This window comes from Rhizobium sp. A37_96 (assembly GCF_053521765.1).
On the sequence record NZ_JBNWDS010000005.1, the window covers coordinates 245,996 to 259,797 of the forward strand.

The 13,802-nt window shown below is 61.6% G+C and carries 13 protein-coding genes; 5 read left to right on the plus strand and 8 right to left on the minus strand.

Annotation, left to right across the window (positions count from 1 at the left end):
* Positions 1-100 precede the first annotated feature (100 nt).
* From ACQZ6J_RS16710 to ACQZ6J_RS16735, 6 genes are all read right to left on the minus strand, one after another.
* Entirely contained in the window at positions 101-1,447 is a 1,347-nt protein-coding gene (locus ACQZ6J_RS16710) for an amidase (protein WP_449084882.1), read from the minus strand.
* 29 nt (positions 1,448-1,476) lie between these two features.
* Positions 1,477-1,857 carry a cupin gene (locus tag ACQZ6J_RS16715; protein ID WP_449084883.1) on the minus strand — a complete coding sequence of 127 codons (381 nt, stop codon included), beginning with the start codon at positions 1,855-1,857 and terminating at the stop codon, positions 1,477-1,479.
* A gap of 65 nt (positions 1,858-1,922) precedes the next feature.
* Positions 1,923-3,410 (minus strand): 4-hydroxyphenylacetate 3-hydroxylase family protein, encoded by a 1,488-nt coding sequence (locus tag ACQZ6J_RS16720; protein WP_449084884.1) that lies wholly within the window; start codon positions 3,408-3,410, stop codon positions 1,923-1,925.
* Between the two features lie 24 nt (positions 3,411-3,434).
* Positions 3,435-3,953 (minus strand): flavin reductase family protein, encoded by a 519-nt coding sequence (locus ACQZ6J_RS16725; protein WP_163985629.1) that lies wholly within the window; start codon positions 3,951-3,953, stop codon positions 3,435-3,437.
* A gap of 400 nt (positions 3,954-4,353) precedes the next feature.
* The gene (locus tag ACQZ6J_RS16730) at positions 4,354-6,006 is read right to left on the minus strand and encodes an alpha/beta hydrolase (RefSeq protein WP_449084885.1); all 1,653 of its coding nucleotides are present in this window, start codon (positions 6,004-6,006) and stop codon (positions 4,354-4,356) included.
* A gap of 172 nt (positions 6,007-6,178) precedes the next feature.
* Complete coding sequence (locus ACQZ6J_RS16735; RefSeq protein ID WP_449084886.1) at positions 6,179-6,637, minus strand: DUF1801 domain-containing protein; 459 nt, start codon at positions 6,635-6,637, stop codon at positions 6,179-6,181.
* A gap of 148 nt (positions 6,638-6,785) precedes the next feature.
* On the opposite strand from ACQZ6J_RS16735, the gene greA reads away from it, so the two are divergent.
* The gene (gene greA / locus ACQZ6J_RS16740; RefSeq protein ID WP_449084887.1) at positions 6,786-7,268 is read left to right on the plus strand and encodes a transcription elongation factor GreA; all 483 of its coding nucleotides are present in this window, start codon (positions 6,786-6,788) and stop codon (positions 7,266-7,268) included.
* On the opposite strand, the gene ACQZ6J_RS16745 is transcribed toward greA, so the two are convergent.
* Positions 7,252-8,184: a LysR family transcriptional regulator gene (locus ACQZ6J_RS16745; RefSeq protein ID WP_449084888.1), complete on the minus strand. Its 933-nt coding sequence runs from the start codon at positions 8,182-8,184 to the stop codon at positions 7,252-7,254. The two genes, greA and ACQZ6J_RS16745, sit on opposite strands and share 17 nt — an antisense overlap.
* 242 nt (positions 8,185-8,426) lie before the next feature.
* On the opposite strand from ACQZ6J_RS16745, the gene ACQZ6J_RS16750 reads away from it, so the two are divergent.
* Genes ACQZ6J_RS16750 through ACQZ6J_RS16760 form a run of 3 tightly spaced genes read left to right on the plus strand, consistent with a single transcriptional unit; the run spans position 8,427 to position 11,436 of the window.
* Positions 8,427-9,551, plus strand: coding sequence for an ABC transporter substrate-binding protein (locus ACQZ6J_RS16750; protein ID WP_449084889.1), 1,125 nt, complete (start codon positions 8,427-8,429; stop codon positions 9,549-9,551).
* 14 nt (positions 9,552-9,565) lie between these two features.
* Positions 9,566-10,657 carry a FecCD family ABC transporter permease gene (locus tag ACQZ6J_RS16755; RefSeq protein ID WP_449084890.1) on the plus strand — a complete coding sequence of 364 codons (1,092 nt, stop codon included), beginning with the start codon at positions 9,566-9,568 and terminating at the stop codon, positions 10,655-10,657.
* Positions 10,654-11,436, plus strand: coding sequence for an ABC transporter ATP-binding protein (locus ACQZ6J_RS16760; RefSeq protein ID WP_449084891.1), 783 nt, complete (start codon positions 10,654-10,656; stop codon positions 11,434-11,436). The genes ACQZ6J_RS16755 and ACQZ6J_RS16760 overlap by 4 nt, the downstream gene beginning before the upstream one ends.
* A gap of 40 nt (positions 11,437-11,476) precedes the next feature.
* On the opposite strand, the gene ACQZ6J_RS16765 is transcribed toward ACQZ6J_RS16760, so the two are convergent.
* On the minus strand, positions 11,477-12,496 hold the full coding sequence (locus ACQZ6J_RS16765; RefSeq protein ID WP_449084892.1) for a substrate-binding domain-containing protein: 1,020 nt from the start codon (positions 12,494-12,496) through the stop codon (positions 11,477-11,479).
* A gap of 108 nt (positions 12,497-12,604) precedes the next feature.
* Between ACQZ6J_RS16765 and ACQZ6J_RS16770 the strand changes: the two genes are divergently transcribed.
* Positions 12,605-13,798 carry a phytanoyl-CoA dioxygenase family protein gene (locus ACQZ6J_RS16770; RefSeq protein WP_449084893.1) on the plus strand — a complete coding sequence of 398 codons (1,194 nt, stop codon included), beginning with the start codon at positions 12,605-12,607 and terminating at the stop codon, positions 13,796-13,798.
* Positions 13,799-13,802 lie beyond the last annotated feature (4 nt).

Here is a 13,802-nt window from a genome sequence, read left to right on the forward strand (position 1 = left end):
CGGCTCTCTCCCCAAGCGGAGAGGGGAATATGTCGAACCAGCCCGGCGACGGCTTCCCGTTCTTGGGAGAACGCCGCCGAACAAAGGCTTTCGCCGGACGTTATTGCCGCAATGCCGCTTCCACCGTCCGCGCGATGGCAAACAATGCAGCATCCCGCCCGCCGGCAGCCGCCAGCATCAGGCCGACCGGGGCCTCGCCCTCTTTCTGAACGGGCAGGGAGATTGCGCAACCGTCCAGCATGTTGATCAGCGTCGGATTGCGCAGCAGGGTAAGGTTGGTCTTCACGAAGAGGTCATTATCCGTCTCCAGCGAGGCGATGGTGGGTGCAATCATCGGCACGGTGGGCATGGCGATGACATCATAGGGAGAGATCGCCTTGCCTGCCCGATCTATGTAGGCGCGGCGAAGGTGCAGCATGTCGATATAGTCGGCGGCCGTCTGATCCCTCGCACGCAGGATTCTGGCTCTGACCCGCTGATCGTACAGTTCGCCCTGTTCTTCGACCAAATCGCGGTGCCAGGCAAGCGCCTCGGGCGCCGGAAAGCCGCCTTTGGCATTGATGCGCCCGACCATCTCGAACTCTTTGAGCGCGATTTCCGTCACGTTCGCGCCAGCGTCGGCGAGGCGCTTCAATGCAGCCTCGAAAGCCTTTGCAACGTGCGGCTCGATGCCGTCGAAGACGACGGATTGTGGTACGGCGATGCGCAGGCCGGCGATGGAGCGTTCGGCCTCGCCGTGAAGCGGCATGCCGCTCATGATTTCATGCAGGGTCGCGCAACAATCGACGCTGTTTGCCAGCGGACCGGTGGAATCGAGCGTGAAGGAGAGAGGCAGTGCGCCCTTCAGTGGCACGGTACTGGCCGTCGGCTTGTAGCCGACGATGCCGCAGAGCGCCGCCGGAATGCGGCAGGATCCACCCGTGTCCGAACCGATCGCCGCGGTCGCCATGCCGTCCGAAACCGCGACGGCGGCACCGGAGGAGGAGCCGCCCGGAATGCGGCCGATCCCGCGGTCATGGGGGTTGGCGGGCGTGCCATAATGCGGGTTGATGCCGACGCCGGAAAAGGCGAATTCCGTCATGTTATTGCGACCGACGACAATGAAGCCCGCGGCCTTGAGGCGTGCGATCGCGGGGGCATCGGCCTCGGCCGGCTGGGCGTTCGCCAGCACCTTCGATCCGGCGGGCGTCGGCTCGCCCTTGAGATCGAAGAGATCCTTGACTGCAATCGGAATGCCCGCGAAGCGCGACGGTTCGAGACCCGCCTTGCGCAGGTTATCGACGGCTTTCGCCGCGGTGCGCGCCTTGTCCGCGTGGACCTTGACGAAGGCGCGCGCACCTTCGCCGGTTTCGTCGGCGATACGCGCCAGCGTTTCCTCGACGAGCTGTGACGCCGTGACCGCGCCTGTCGCAAGGTTCGAGGCAAGTTCCTTCAGGGTTGCGCGCATCTTCTTTTGTCTCCTGCCCATGCTCTCATTCAAACCGGATCGAAATAGTGAATCTCGAGCAGCAGGCAACCTTTTTCCGACTTGAACGGGCCGTGTGGCGCATGCGGAGGCCGGCAGGCATAGGTGTTCGGCGGAAAGCTCTCGCCGCCATTGCCGTCCTGGTCGTTGCCGACCGTCAGGTCGCCGGAGACGAGATAGACCTCTTCCCAGTATTCGTGCTCGAAAGGCTTGGTCGTGAAGACGCCGGGATCGAATTTCAGAAGGCGTGTGCGGGTGCCGCGACGCTTGTCCTCGTCGAGCGCGCCGGAAAGGATCTTCTGCTTGATGCCCTGCGGATAGCCGGTGGGTACTTCCCAGCCCGCAGACATGTCAAGCGTGTAGAATTCATCGTGTTTCTTGTTGACCGGCATGGGGTCCTCCTGTGGCGAGCGTGAAAAAGCGGGCACGCCGCAAGGCGTGCCCGCGAGAGATAAGGTCAGGCAGCCTTGCCGGCCGTCAGGCTATCCTCGAGCGAGTAGGAGTCGAGGATGCCTTGCAGAAGGCTGTCGGCGGCGGACCAGTCGTAGGTGCGGAAGGCATGGTTCTTCGTCACGAAGGTCGCGCCGGCATAGAACATTTCATACTGGTGATGGCGCGAGCCGAATTCGGAGCCGACCGCATCCCAGGCGAGCTTGTAGAACTTGACGCGATCGCGGGACGAGGCGGCCGGCGATTGCTGCGTCTTGTCAATGAGGCGGGCGAGTTCCGGATTGCCGAAATCCTCTACAGAGGACGGCAGCATGATCATGCCGCCGCCGGCAAGCTCGCGCAACGTGTTGAGGATTTTCGGATAGAGCTGCTGGGTCAGCACCTGCGCACTGTAGAGCGTTCCGGCATCCGGCACGAAGTAGGAGCCGACCTGCTTGCCCTTCGCCTCCATCGCTGCAACGAGCGCATCCACCATGCCGGCTTCCGCGGCGAGCTGACCGAGCATCTCGCGCACCTGCGGGAACTGCGAAATGCCATTGACGTCGGTCGTGCGCTTGGCGATCCCCACCAGGAAGCGAAGCTTGACGGACAGACGGATCATCGCCTGATAGTTCTGGTAGACATGGGCAGGTGTCGCATGGAACTGCTTTGCGCACATAGCAACGTCGCCATCGACGAACACGCGATCCCACGGAACCTTCACGTCGTCGAAGTAGAGCACCGCGTCATTCTCGTCGAAGCGGCTTGCGAGCGGATTGTCGAAGACCGAGGGCGAGGCCGCTTCATAGGACTTCCGGGAAAGGATCTTGAGGCCTTTGGCATTCATGGGAATGGCGAATGAGAGCGCATAGTTCTCCTCGCCTGCCTTTAGTGGCTGGATACAGGTGACGAAAACCTCGTTGGCGACGACGCCGCCGGTCGCCAGCATTTTTGCGCCGCGCACGGTAATGCCCTCCGCGTCGCGATCGACCACGCCGGCCGTCAGGAACGGGTCGGCCTGTTCGGCGGCACTCTTGGAGCGATCGGCCTGCGGATTGATGATGACGTAGGTGAGGTACAGGTCGTTGTCGCGTGCGTACTTGTAATAGTCGGCGAGGTTGCGCGCGAATTTGGGATTATAGTCCTCAAAGACGTCAAGACCCATGTACATGCCGGCGATGCAGGAGGCGACGTGATCCGGCGCGCGGCCGAGGAAGCCGCCATGCAGACCGGTCCATGCCTCTAGGCCGGCGCGGCGCTTGACGAGGTCCTGATAGGTGCCCGGTATCTCCCATATGCGGTTGGCGCGGCCGCCTTCGGGTGTGACGTAGGTCATCAGGTCGGCATTGGCCGGATTGTTCGCGAAGTCGAACATCTTTTCGACCGAGCGGGCGACATTGGCAAAGGCGTGATGCGTCGTCACGTCGTCGACGCGGGCGCCATTGATGAAGATCTCGCGGCCGTCGCGCAGGCTGGCAAGATGCTCCTTGCCGGATTTGGTTTCGGACTTGCTCATTGTCTTGTTCATCCTCCAGAGAGTTCAGTAGTGCAGGGGCAGGGGCCACGCATCGACATCGATGCGCGGGCCGGCGACGCTGTGATAGCGGCCGCGGAAAAACAGCAGCGGTTCAGTCGCCGTATCGGACGTATGGAAATTGACGACGCGACCGAGGAAGATCAGGTGATCGCCGCCTTCGTGGCATGCATAGGGTTCGCATTCGAACTGGGCGATGGCGTTGGTCAGCCGCGGAGCGCCCTTATGGCCTTCCGTGTGGTGCACGCCCGCCCATTTGTCGCTCGCGGCCCGGGCGAACTGGTTGGACAGGTGCTCCTGAGTCCGGGCGAGAATGTTCACCACATAGGCATCGGCCTCGCGCAACGCCTGAAGGCTCAGTGCTTTGACGCCGACGCTAAACAACACCAGCGGCGGGTCGAGCGAGACCGTGTTGAACGAGGTCATCGTCATGCCGATCTTCTCACCGGCTTTCGTCCTGGCGGTGACGATGGTCACTCCGGTCGCATATTCGGCAAGCACGTTGCGGAATTGCCGCTCGTCCATCGCTCTTCCTCCTGTCGCGATCTCTTGCAATATAGCTAAGTTATAAAGCTAATTTTGATAAAGTCAATGCAGTGATATTTCACTGCATCATTGAGAGCGTGGGCGCGTTAAGTATTTGACACATCGCAAGGTTCTTCCTATCGGGGAACAACGACGCGGACTGGTGCGGCTATGAAGAGACCTTGCGCCTGGAAATTTCACCGGGCGTCATCGGCCCAGGATTTCACGTCGACTCGTGCTCAACCGTCTGCTGAACAGGTGGGAGGTGCAAGGCAGAACCCGGCTTCCGGTCGGGCCGGCATTCAGACGTCGCAAATTGCCTGATCGTCCCGACGCACGAAATCTGCAACGGAATGAGGCAGGGCGCATGATCAAACGGAATCCCGAATGTGGATCGGTGCTAGTTCGCCATGCCGAAGCGGCTCGCGAAAAGCGATTTGAGCCGTGTGAGATCCTCCGGCGAAATCCGGGCGTCGGTCAACGATATCCAGCAATCGATGTAGTGCTGGGGTGCATAGATATGCCCGTAGCCGATCGGCGATGTCGTCGCGATCATCATGTCGAAGAGGAGCTGTAGCATGGTGACGACCGGTATCCAGGTCAGCTGCGGCGAGACATCGGGCCCGCGCGGCGCTTTCATCCATTCCGGCTCGCGGTAAGCGGAAGCGGCGTCGAAGAACACCACCGGATCACTGGCATATTGGAGATAAATGACACGCAGCGGGCCCCAGGGGGCGGCAAACTGGTCCGGTGCGTGTTCCTGGTTTGCGAAGCGGATGACAGATCCGTCGCGAAATCTCGGCAGCCATTCCGGCGTGTCCGGGCTTCGGGCCGCTGTCGCCGCTTTCCATCGGGCGCTGCGGAAGGGCGGGCCGCTCCAGAGCGCACCGTTCACCGGATCGCCGATGACATTGTAGATATCGAGCGAGAGCTGCGAATTGAGCGCGCCGAGGCTCAGACCGTGCAGATAGAGCTTGGGCCGCGTATCGCGCGGCAGTTTCGACCAGTAGCCATAGACAGCATCGAACAGGTCTATCGCCGTCTCTTCGCCCTGCTGCGGCTCGAACAGCAGCGACATCCAGCTCGTCAGATAGGAATATTGCACGGCGACGCTGGCGACATCGCCATGCTGCAGATATTCGAGCGTATCCATCGCGGCCGGATCTATCCAGCCGGTTCCGGTCGGCACGATCACGACAAGCATGGACCGATCGAAGGCGCCCTGGCGTATCATCTCCTTCAGGGCAAGCGCTGCGCGTTCCTTGCTGGTTTCAGCGTTGTTCAAGCCGACATAGATGCGAAGCGGTTCCTTTGCCGGCGTGTTCCAGAAGCCTGAGATTTCGGAGGCGGCGGGTCCGGATGTAACGAAATGCCGGCCCTGGCGCCCCAATCCCTGCCAGGCGACGAGAGAGGCAGAGCTGCCCGTCTTGACGGCAGCCTGCGGCATGGGGAGGTCGTCCTCGATCAGCGCGTCCGCCTGCCGGAACGAAGCATCGGCGGCATCGAGCGCGAGCCGGAGCAGGATGCCCTGGCCGATCGACCAGAACAATGCGACGGCAAGCAGGACGCCGATCACCTTTGAAAGCCGGCTCGGCACCATCCGCGACAGCCATTGCGAAAACAGCAGACAGGCGATGCGAAAGAGACGGCCGACAATCAGCGCGACCAGAAAGGTCGCCGCCGCCACGGCCGCAAGCCAGTAAGGGTCGGCGCTGGCGATCGGCGGCATCTTCCACAAAATGCGGATGGAGTTCTGCCAGAAGGTCGCGTGCCAGAGTGCGGCAAGGCAAAGGATCAGGCAGGCAATGCCAATCGACCATCGCGCCGGTCTCAACGACCCCTTGGGAACCGGCAGCTGCAGGTAGATCCAGAGCCAGGTGAGCGTTGTGCCGATCATATAGCCGACGCCGGCGCTTATGCCGGAGAGGGCGCCCTGAACGAGATAGGAGCGGGGCATCAGGCTGGGTGTGAGCGAAGCCGCGAAGAAGATAAGGCCCAGGATCATGCCGAGGAGCGAGAGCGAGCGGAACATCTCCTTGTCCAGACGACGCATGGCGATCCCTTGTCTGCGTTGGGGGGCGCGGGCAGAGATTGCCCGCAGGACGTGTTGCGACTTCACGCGATGCTACGCAATGGCGTCCCGAATGCCAAGAAATCTCCTTGAACATATTTACCGATCTGTCGGTTCAGGCGGTGTCCAATCCTGTCTCCTGGGCGCATGGCGCTCACATGCGCTCGCCGGGCAATCGGCTGGCTTGCTTCACCCAGTCGCTCAACTGCGCTTCGTCCAGCGTATCGCCCTCGCGAATATTGAGGTAGCGCGTTTCCTTGCTTTTGGAATCGCCGGGCGGGATCGGCTGAAGCGACGCGCCGCGAAAGAAAGCCACCTTGATGTAGTTCGTGAAGCAATGGATGCCCAGAAACCAGCCATCGCCCTCCATGCCGTAGAGCGGCGAATTCCACTTGACCGCCTTTTGCACGCCAGGAACGGAATTGACGACGAGCGCATCGATCCGGCGTCCGATCTCGCTTTTCCAGCCGGGCATGGCGGCGATATAGGCCTGCACCGGCGCGTCGCCGTAACCCTTGGCAATCTGCGGGTTGCCGCCCGAAAGCAGTTTCGGTTCCGATACCGCCACCGCGGACGCGGCTTTTGTCGGCGACTTGGGCTTTCTATCGGTCATTGCATTTCTCCAAGGTTGCCATCTGGTCTATAGTATAGGGCTGATTTGCCAATCAGCCGCTCCGGCGTTCAAGCGGCCGTTGGAATTGCCAATCGGGGGGCCTTGCCGGAGTGTCCGAAAATACAATGCGTCGAAATGGAGTTTGAAATTGAGCACTGCGTTCATGAAGGAGGAAAGTGCTGAAACAGCTGCGGAAACCGTGCTGCCTGACCGGCCCGTTTCTCCGCATCCGAACCTCGTCACGGAGGCGGGGCTGAAGGCTTTGGAATTTCAGCTGCAAGAGGCGCGCAAAGCCTGTGAAACGGCGAACGCGATCGAAGACATCAACGAACGCCGGCGCCAGACCTCCATCCCCCTGCGTGATGCCCGCTATTTCGCCGAGAGGCTGCGAACCGCCGAAGTCATGCCAACGCCCGCCTCGACCGATATCGTTGCCTTCGCAAGCACGGTGACTTTCAGCCGTGAAGACGGCCGCGTACAGAAATACCGCATCGTCGGAGAAGACGAGGCCGATCCCAGGGCCGGATCGATTTCCTACGTGTCACCGGTGGCAAGGCTACTGATGGGGAAAGCGGTGGGGGATGTCATGAGCCTTGGCGCCGACGAGCTGGAGATCATTGCGATCGAATAGGCCGTTTCCCGGGTGATCCCGCCACCCGCCTGATCGTCTCCCGCAACCAGATATGCGCCGGCTGGGAATCCAGTCTCCTATGCCAGTGCATGCACGTCGTTATCCTGGGAGAGGCAAATGGAAGTTCGCTGATCGCCAGCCCGGAACCCTTGCAGATCGCTTCCGCAATGGGGCGTCTCATGGGGACATACATGTCCTGTTCCTGCAACACCGCGGTACATCCGAGTAACGGCACCGAATGCTTCACGTCGCGGCGAAGATGTTGCTCGGCAAGCCAGTGATCGAGGAACCCGGTGTCGTCCCCAGCCGACGACAGGTTCAGATGCGGCCTGCCAACGAGCTCGTCGGCGGTGATCGGGCTTTGCGTCGCTCGAATCTGCGATCGGTGGACGACGACAAAATCGTCGCTGCTCAGGTCCTCGGATGCGAAGCGCTCGCGATCCTCGCCGGGGCGCCCGATGAACAGGTCGAGCTCGGAGGCATCAAGCAGCCGGTCGATGTCGATCGTGCCGCTCGGCCGAAGATTGAGTGAAATACCCGGCGCGGCAGCACCGACGGCGGACACGATCTTCGATGTCAGCGCGATCGTCGAACTGTTGTCGAGCGCGAGCTTGAACTGCTGGCGCGACGTCGCGGGCTCGAACGATCCCGATTGCAGGCCGAGTTCGAAGTAGCTCAGCGCCTGCCGTATGGGTTCGGCCAGCTGCTCGGCGCGCGATGTCGGCAGCATTCCCTGCGCCGAGCGGACGAACAGGTCGTCATCCAGCGAGTGGCGCAGGCGAGCCAGAGCGTGGCTTGCCGCCGGCTGGCTCATCCCAAGGCGTTGGGCAGCGCGCAGTATATTGCGCTCGCGAAAAACGGCGTCGAACACGCGCAGGAGATTGAGATCGATGCTGTTTATATTGGGGGTCTGCATACTGGCCGGCCGTCGATAGTTCATCTCGCATCTGCAAAATGCACATTTGCGGGAAAAAGTGGAGAGCCAAATTCATATTATGCATATCGATATGACGAGGTTTCAGTTCTCCGCCTGGAGAAATTAAGGCAAGAGACGCTTGATCCGGCTGGCATGGGCTCGATGCGGCGCATTCCGCTTCGCGCAACTGGCCGGCTTGCACAACCACTTTAATCATTTTGGAAATCACCAAGGAGTTCTCGATGACGATTGCCAGCGCGCTGTTCAGGGCTCTGCGTGTTCTTGCCGTCATATCGATCGGCCTGGTTTTGCCGGCGATTTCGCATGCGGCCGAAGTAACGGATGTCCTTGGCCGCAAGGTCAACGTGCCCGACCATGTCTCGCGCATCGTGCTGGGGGAAGGACGGCTCAGCTACGCGCTGGCTTTGCTCGATCGCGACAATCCGTTTCAGCGGATCGTCGGATGGCAGAATGATCTGCGCAAGCTCGATCCGCACAGCTTCGAGACCTACAAGAAGAGATTTCCCGACGTCGCCAATATCGCCGTGATCGGCGAGACTTCGGAAGTCAGCGTCAGTGTCGAAACCATCCTCGCGCTCAAGCCCGATCTCGTGATCTTCAGCGTCGCGGGCGAGGGGCCGAAGGCGCATAGCCCGATCGCGGATACGCTGGCGCAGGCAGGTATAGCCGTTCTCTACGTGGATTTCCGTGTCTCCCCCATCGAGAACACGCCGAAGAGCATCGCCGCGATCGGCGAGGCGATCGGACGTCAGGCCGAGGCAAAGCAATTCACCGATTTCTATGCCCAGCATCTCGACCGGATCACCTCGCGCGTCGCAGCCTTGAAGGACGAGCAGAAGCCGAGCGTCTTCGTCGAACTTCTGGCGGGCGTATGGCAGGCTGCGGGTCACACGACAGGCAATGGCGGCCTTGGACAGTTCGTTTCCGCAGTTGGCGGGCGCAACATCGCGGCAAGCGTCGTGCCGGGCGCCATTGGCGATGTCGCCGTCGAATATGTCCTCCATGCCGATCCGGATATTTATATCGCCACAGGCAACCGCTCTCCCGGTTTGCTGCTGGGCGCGGGCGTGGAAAAGGCTGCGGCGCAGAAGAGCCTCGAAAATGTTCTTGCCCGTCCGGAATTCAAGGAACTTGGAGCGATCCGCGATCACAAGGCATATGGCCTCTGGCACGATTTCTACAATTCCCCCTACAACATCGTCGCCATAGAGGCTTTGGCGAAGTGGATTCATCCCGAGCTGTTTCAGGATATCGACCCAGCCAAGACACAGCAGGATATGGCAAAATCGTTGCTGGCCATCGACAACACCGGCACCTACTGGGTCGATCCCAGCGCCACGAATTGACGGGATCTTGGTGAATGGATGCTCCGGTAGCTTCCGGGAACAGGCCGGATGCCGGCGAGACCGCCGGCTTTGCCGAAACACAGGTCGCCTATCGCAGCCTCGTGGTCCGGCGTCTGGCCATCATGGTCCTGCTGTTTGGACTTCTGTTGATATCGTTCGGCTATGATGTCGTTACGGGCTCGTCCGGCATGAGTGCGGCAGACCTTCTTCACGGGATTTTCCATTCGGCGGAGCTGTCTCCCACCGATCGCGTCATCATCTGGAACGTTCGCCTGCCTTTCGCGCTCATGGCGGTGCTTGTTGGAGCATCGCTATCGCTCGCCGGAGCGGAAATGCAGGTCATTCTCAACAACCCCCTGGCCAGTCCCTTCACCCTTGGCGTCGCCTCGGCGGCGGCGCTCGGGGCATCGACGGTCATCGTCTTCCATCTGGCGCTTTCCTGGCTGCCCTATAACTGGCTGGTCTCGCTTGCCGCTTTCGTTTTCGCCTTCGGTTCTGTGCTCCTGCTCGATGCTCTCTCGCGCCTGCGGGCTGCCAGCATGGAAACCATGGTGCTTTTGGGGATCGCGCTGGTCTTCAGCTGCAACGCCGTTATCCTGTTGTTTCAGCTGGTCGCGACCGAGGATGTGCTGCAGCAGCTTGTCTTCTGGTCGGTCGGCAGCCTTGCGCGGGCCAATTGGGACAAGGTTGCCGTTCTCGCGATTGCCCTTGTCGTCATCATGCCGCTGTCGTTTGCCTCTGCCGGCCAGATGACGGCATTGCGCATGGGGGAGGAGCGGGCAATCAGCTTCGGCATCGATGTCGTCAGGCTGCGCTATCTCTCTTTGCTGCGGGTGAGCCTTCTGTCGGCCATGGCGGTCGCTTTCGTCGGCACGATCGGCTTCATTGGCCTTGTCGGCCCGCATATCGCACGGCTCCTGGTGGGCGAGGATCAGCGGTTTGCGCTGCCCGCCAGTGCGCTGATCGGCGCCCTGCTGCTCTCGCTTGCCTCTATTGCGAGCAAAATCGTTCTGCCAGGGCTCGTCGTGCCAGTCGGCATCGTCACGGCACTCGTCGGTGTGCCCGTGTTCGTAGCCCTGATTTTCAATGGGAAGCCGAGCCGATGACGGATGACAAGGCTGGCCTCGTCATCCGCGGCCTCACCGTTGCCTACGGACGGAAAAAGATTGTCCGCTCCTTTTCGCTTGGGCCGGTTCCGCGTGGCGAGGTTCTGGCGCTGCTCGGGCCGAACGCGGCCGGCAAGTCCACATTGCTGCGCGGCATTGCCGGGCTTGGTTCCGCCTCGGGACAGGTGGTTTTCGACGGTGTCGACCTCGCCCGCCTGCCAAGGGTCGAGCGCGCCAAGAGGATCGCCTATATGCCGCAATCGCAGCCGCCGGGCATTCGCCTGGCCGTGATCGAAGCGGTGATGAGCGCGTGCAGCGGCATGATCGGACGACAGGCAGCCATGCGGGAGGCCTATGACGCCCTTGCCCGGCTCGGAGCAGACGAGCTTGCCATGCTTCCGCTTTCGGAGCTTTCCGGCGGCCAGCGCCAGATCGTCGCCCTTGCGCAAGCGATCGTGCGCCGGCCGGAGATTCTGATGCTCGACGAGCCGACAAGCGCGCTCGACCTCAAGCACCAGATTCATGTCATGGAATGCACCGCGGCGCTGGCGCGTGAGCGGGGCACGATCGTCATCGCTGTTCTTCACGACGTCCCCCTTGCGCTTCGATATGCGGATTCGGTTGCGGTGTTGAAGGACGGTAGCCTGACGGTTCACGGACGAGCCGAGGAGATCGTCACTCCGCAATTGCTCGCCGACGTCTATGGGATCGAAGCCAGGGTGGAGCGTTGCAGCCTCGGGCGAATTCAGATCATGGTCGACGGGACGCTGTCGCGGTAGTCCTGTGGGCGGGTGTTCAGGACGGTCCTGCGGTTGCCGGTCAATGCGCCGGTTCGAACGGGGTTGCGATCGCGACGCGAGACGGCGCCACCTTGAAATCGGCCGGCAGCATCCGGTGATAGGCGAGCATGAGCTGGCAGGCGCTGCGGGCATCGTGGCGGAGGTCGTGATGAATGACGAACGTGATCTCGCCGGCGGCGAGAAGCCTGACATTGTCCTGATCGAGATCATGCGCCGCAAAGACCGTGCATTCGCGCCGGGCATCGTTGAAGGCCTTCAATATGGCGCGATTGCCGCCTCCGGCAGAGTAGACTGCACGGATTTCCGGCTCGCGCGCCAGCGCGTCATGGACAAGCAGTTCCGTGGTACGGTCGACGCCGAAGCCTTCGGAAACGCGCACGACCGAAAGATGGGGGAATCGCTCCGCCAGAACGTGGCGAAATCCCCGTTCGCGCTCGTCCTCGCCGGCAAACAGGCTGCTCGATAGCGTCACCAATATCTTGCCTGCCTGTGCTCCGGCCATGCGGCCGAGCAGATAGGCGGAAGTTGCTCCCGCCACGCGGTTGTCCATGCCGACATAGCCGATGCGCGAATTTTCCGGCAGATCGGTGACGAGCGTGACGACAGGGATCTTTGCCGCCATGAGCTGGGCGGCCAGCTCGGCAATGGCAGGCGTGGAGGCGGCCTTGAGCACGACGCCGTGGCTGCCGCGCCGATGGATGGAACGCAGGATCGACAGAAGCTCCTGCTCGCTCATCGTCTCGGCCACATGAAACCGTGCAGAGAATGACGCCGGGCGCATACCGGGCAATTCGGCCTCGAAAGCCTCGCGGACGGCGGCCGAGAAGCGCTGAGGCGTGTCCATCACCACATCGATGACGAGACGCCGTCCGGCAAGGCCCGACTGCACATATTGCCGCTCCAGTTCGGAAATCGCCGCCGCGACCCGTGCTCGGGTGACGGCGCGGACGCCTTCGCGTTCATGCATGACCCGGTCGACCGTCGCAAGGCTGAGGCCGGCCTGCAGCGCGATGTCTTTCAATGGGAAACGCGATTTCAAGGCGGCCCTTTCTGAGGTGTTTTTGAGGTGTTTAGCATCTTTCTCATAGACCGTGCCAAGACTACGATCAATCTCATAAGTCCAACGTCACTTTGGGAGGAGAACACCATGGACGCTCAGACGCTCGCCAGCCGGCGCAGCCAGAAGGTTTGGCTTTCGGCCGATTGCGGCAGTTTCAGTACTTTCAAGAGCCTGGTCGAAAAGACCGCCGATCCGGCGGACTGGCCTTTGGCTGCGGGGATCGAGAAGAATATCCTCATCTATGACGGGGACAGGGTTCGCAGTGCTGCCGGGAATGAAGACGAGCGCCGCGCCCTGATGGCCGAGTGGGTCGAGGCTTTCACCTCCGGTCCCGGCATCGTCGTCATCAAGAATGCCATGCCCGATACGGCCGTTGTCGATCGCGCGACCGCCGTCTTCGAAGCCATCGTCCGCGAGGAGAAAGAGAAGGGCAAGGGTGCCGGCGATCACTTTGCCAAGCCCGGCGCCAATGACCGCATCTGGAACGTGCTGGAGAAGCACTGCCTGGCGGACCCAGAGAATTTTGCGCGTTACTATGCCTCCACCGCCGTCGCCATGGTGTCGGAAGCCTGGCTCGGGGTCGGCTATCAGATGACGGCGCAGATGAACCGGGTCAATCCGGGCGGCACCGCGCAGAAGCCGCATCGCGACTATCACCTCGGCTTCATGTCGCCGCAGCAGATGCAGGCCTATCCCGGCCATATCCACGCCGTTTCGCCGTTGCTGACGCTGCAGGGCGCGGTCGCGCATTGCGACATGCCGCTCGAAAGCGGTCCGACGCTGTTCCTGCCCTATTCGCAAACCTTCTTCGAGGGCTATATCGCCTTTGGCCGACCGGAGTTTCAGGCCTATTTTGCCGAGCATCATGTTCAATTACCGCTGACGAAGGGTGACGCCGTTTTCTTCAATCCGGCCGTCATGCACGGCGCCGGCAACAATGTCTCGAAAGACATCTACCGCATGGCCAACCTCCTGCAGGTATCGTCGGCCTTCGGGCGGGCGATGGAGAGCGTCAACCGCAGCCGAATGTCCGTGACGGCCTATCCCGCGCTTCTGGCCGCTCTCAAGGCAGGCGCGCTCAGCCGTGCCGAGGCGGCCAATGTGATCGCATCGACCGCAGAGGGCTATGCCTTCCCGACCAATCTCGACAGCGATCCGCCGGTCGGGGGGCTTGCACCGAAAACGCAGGCGCAGATCATGGCCGAGGCGATCGATGCCGGAACGGATGCCGGAAAGTTTGCCGAGCTGATTGCCGCCCATGCCGCACGCAGGGAGGCTTGAGGAT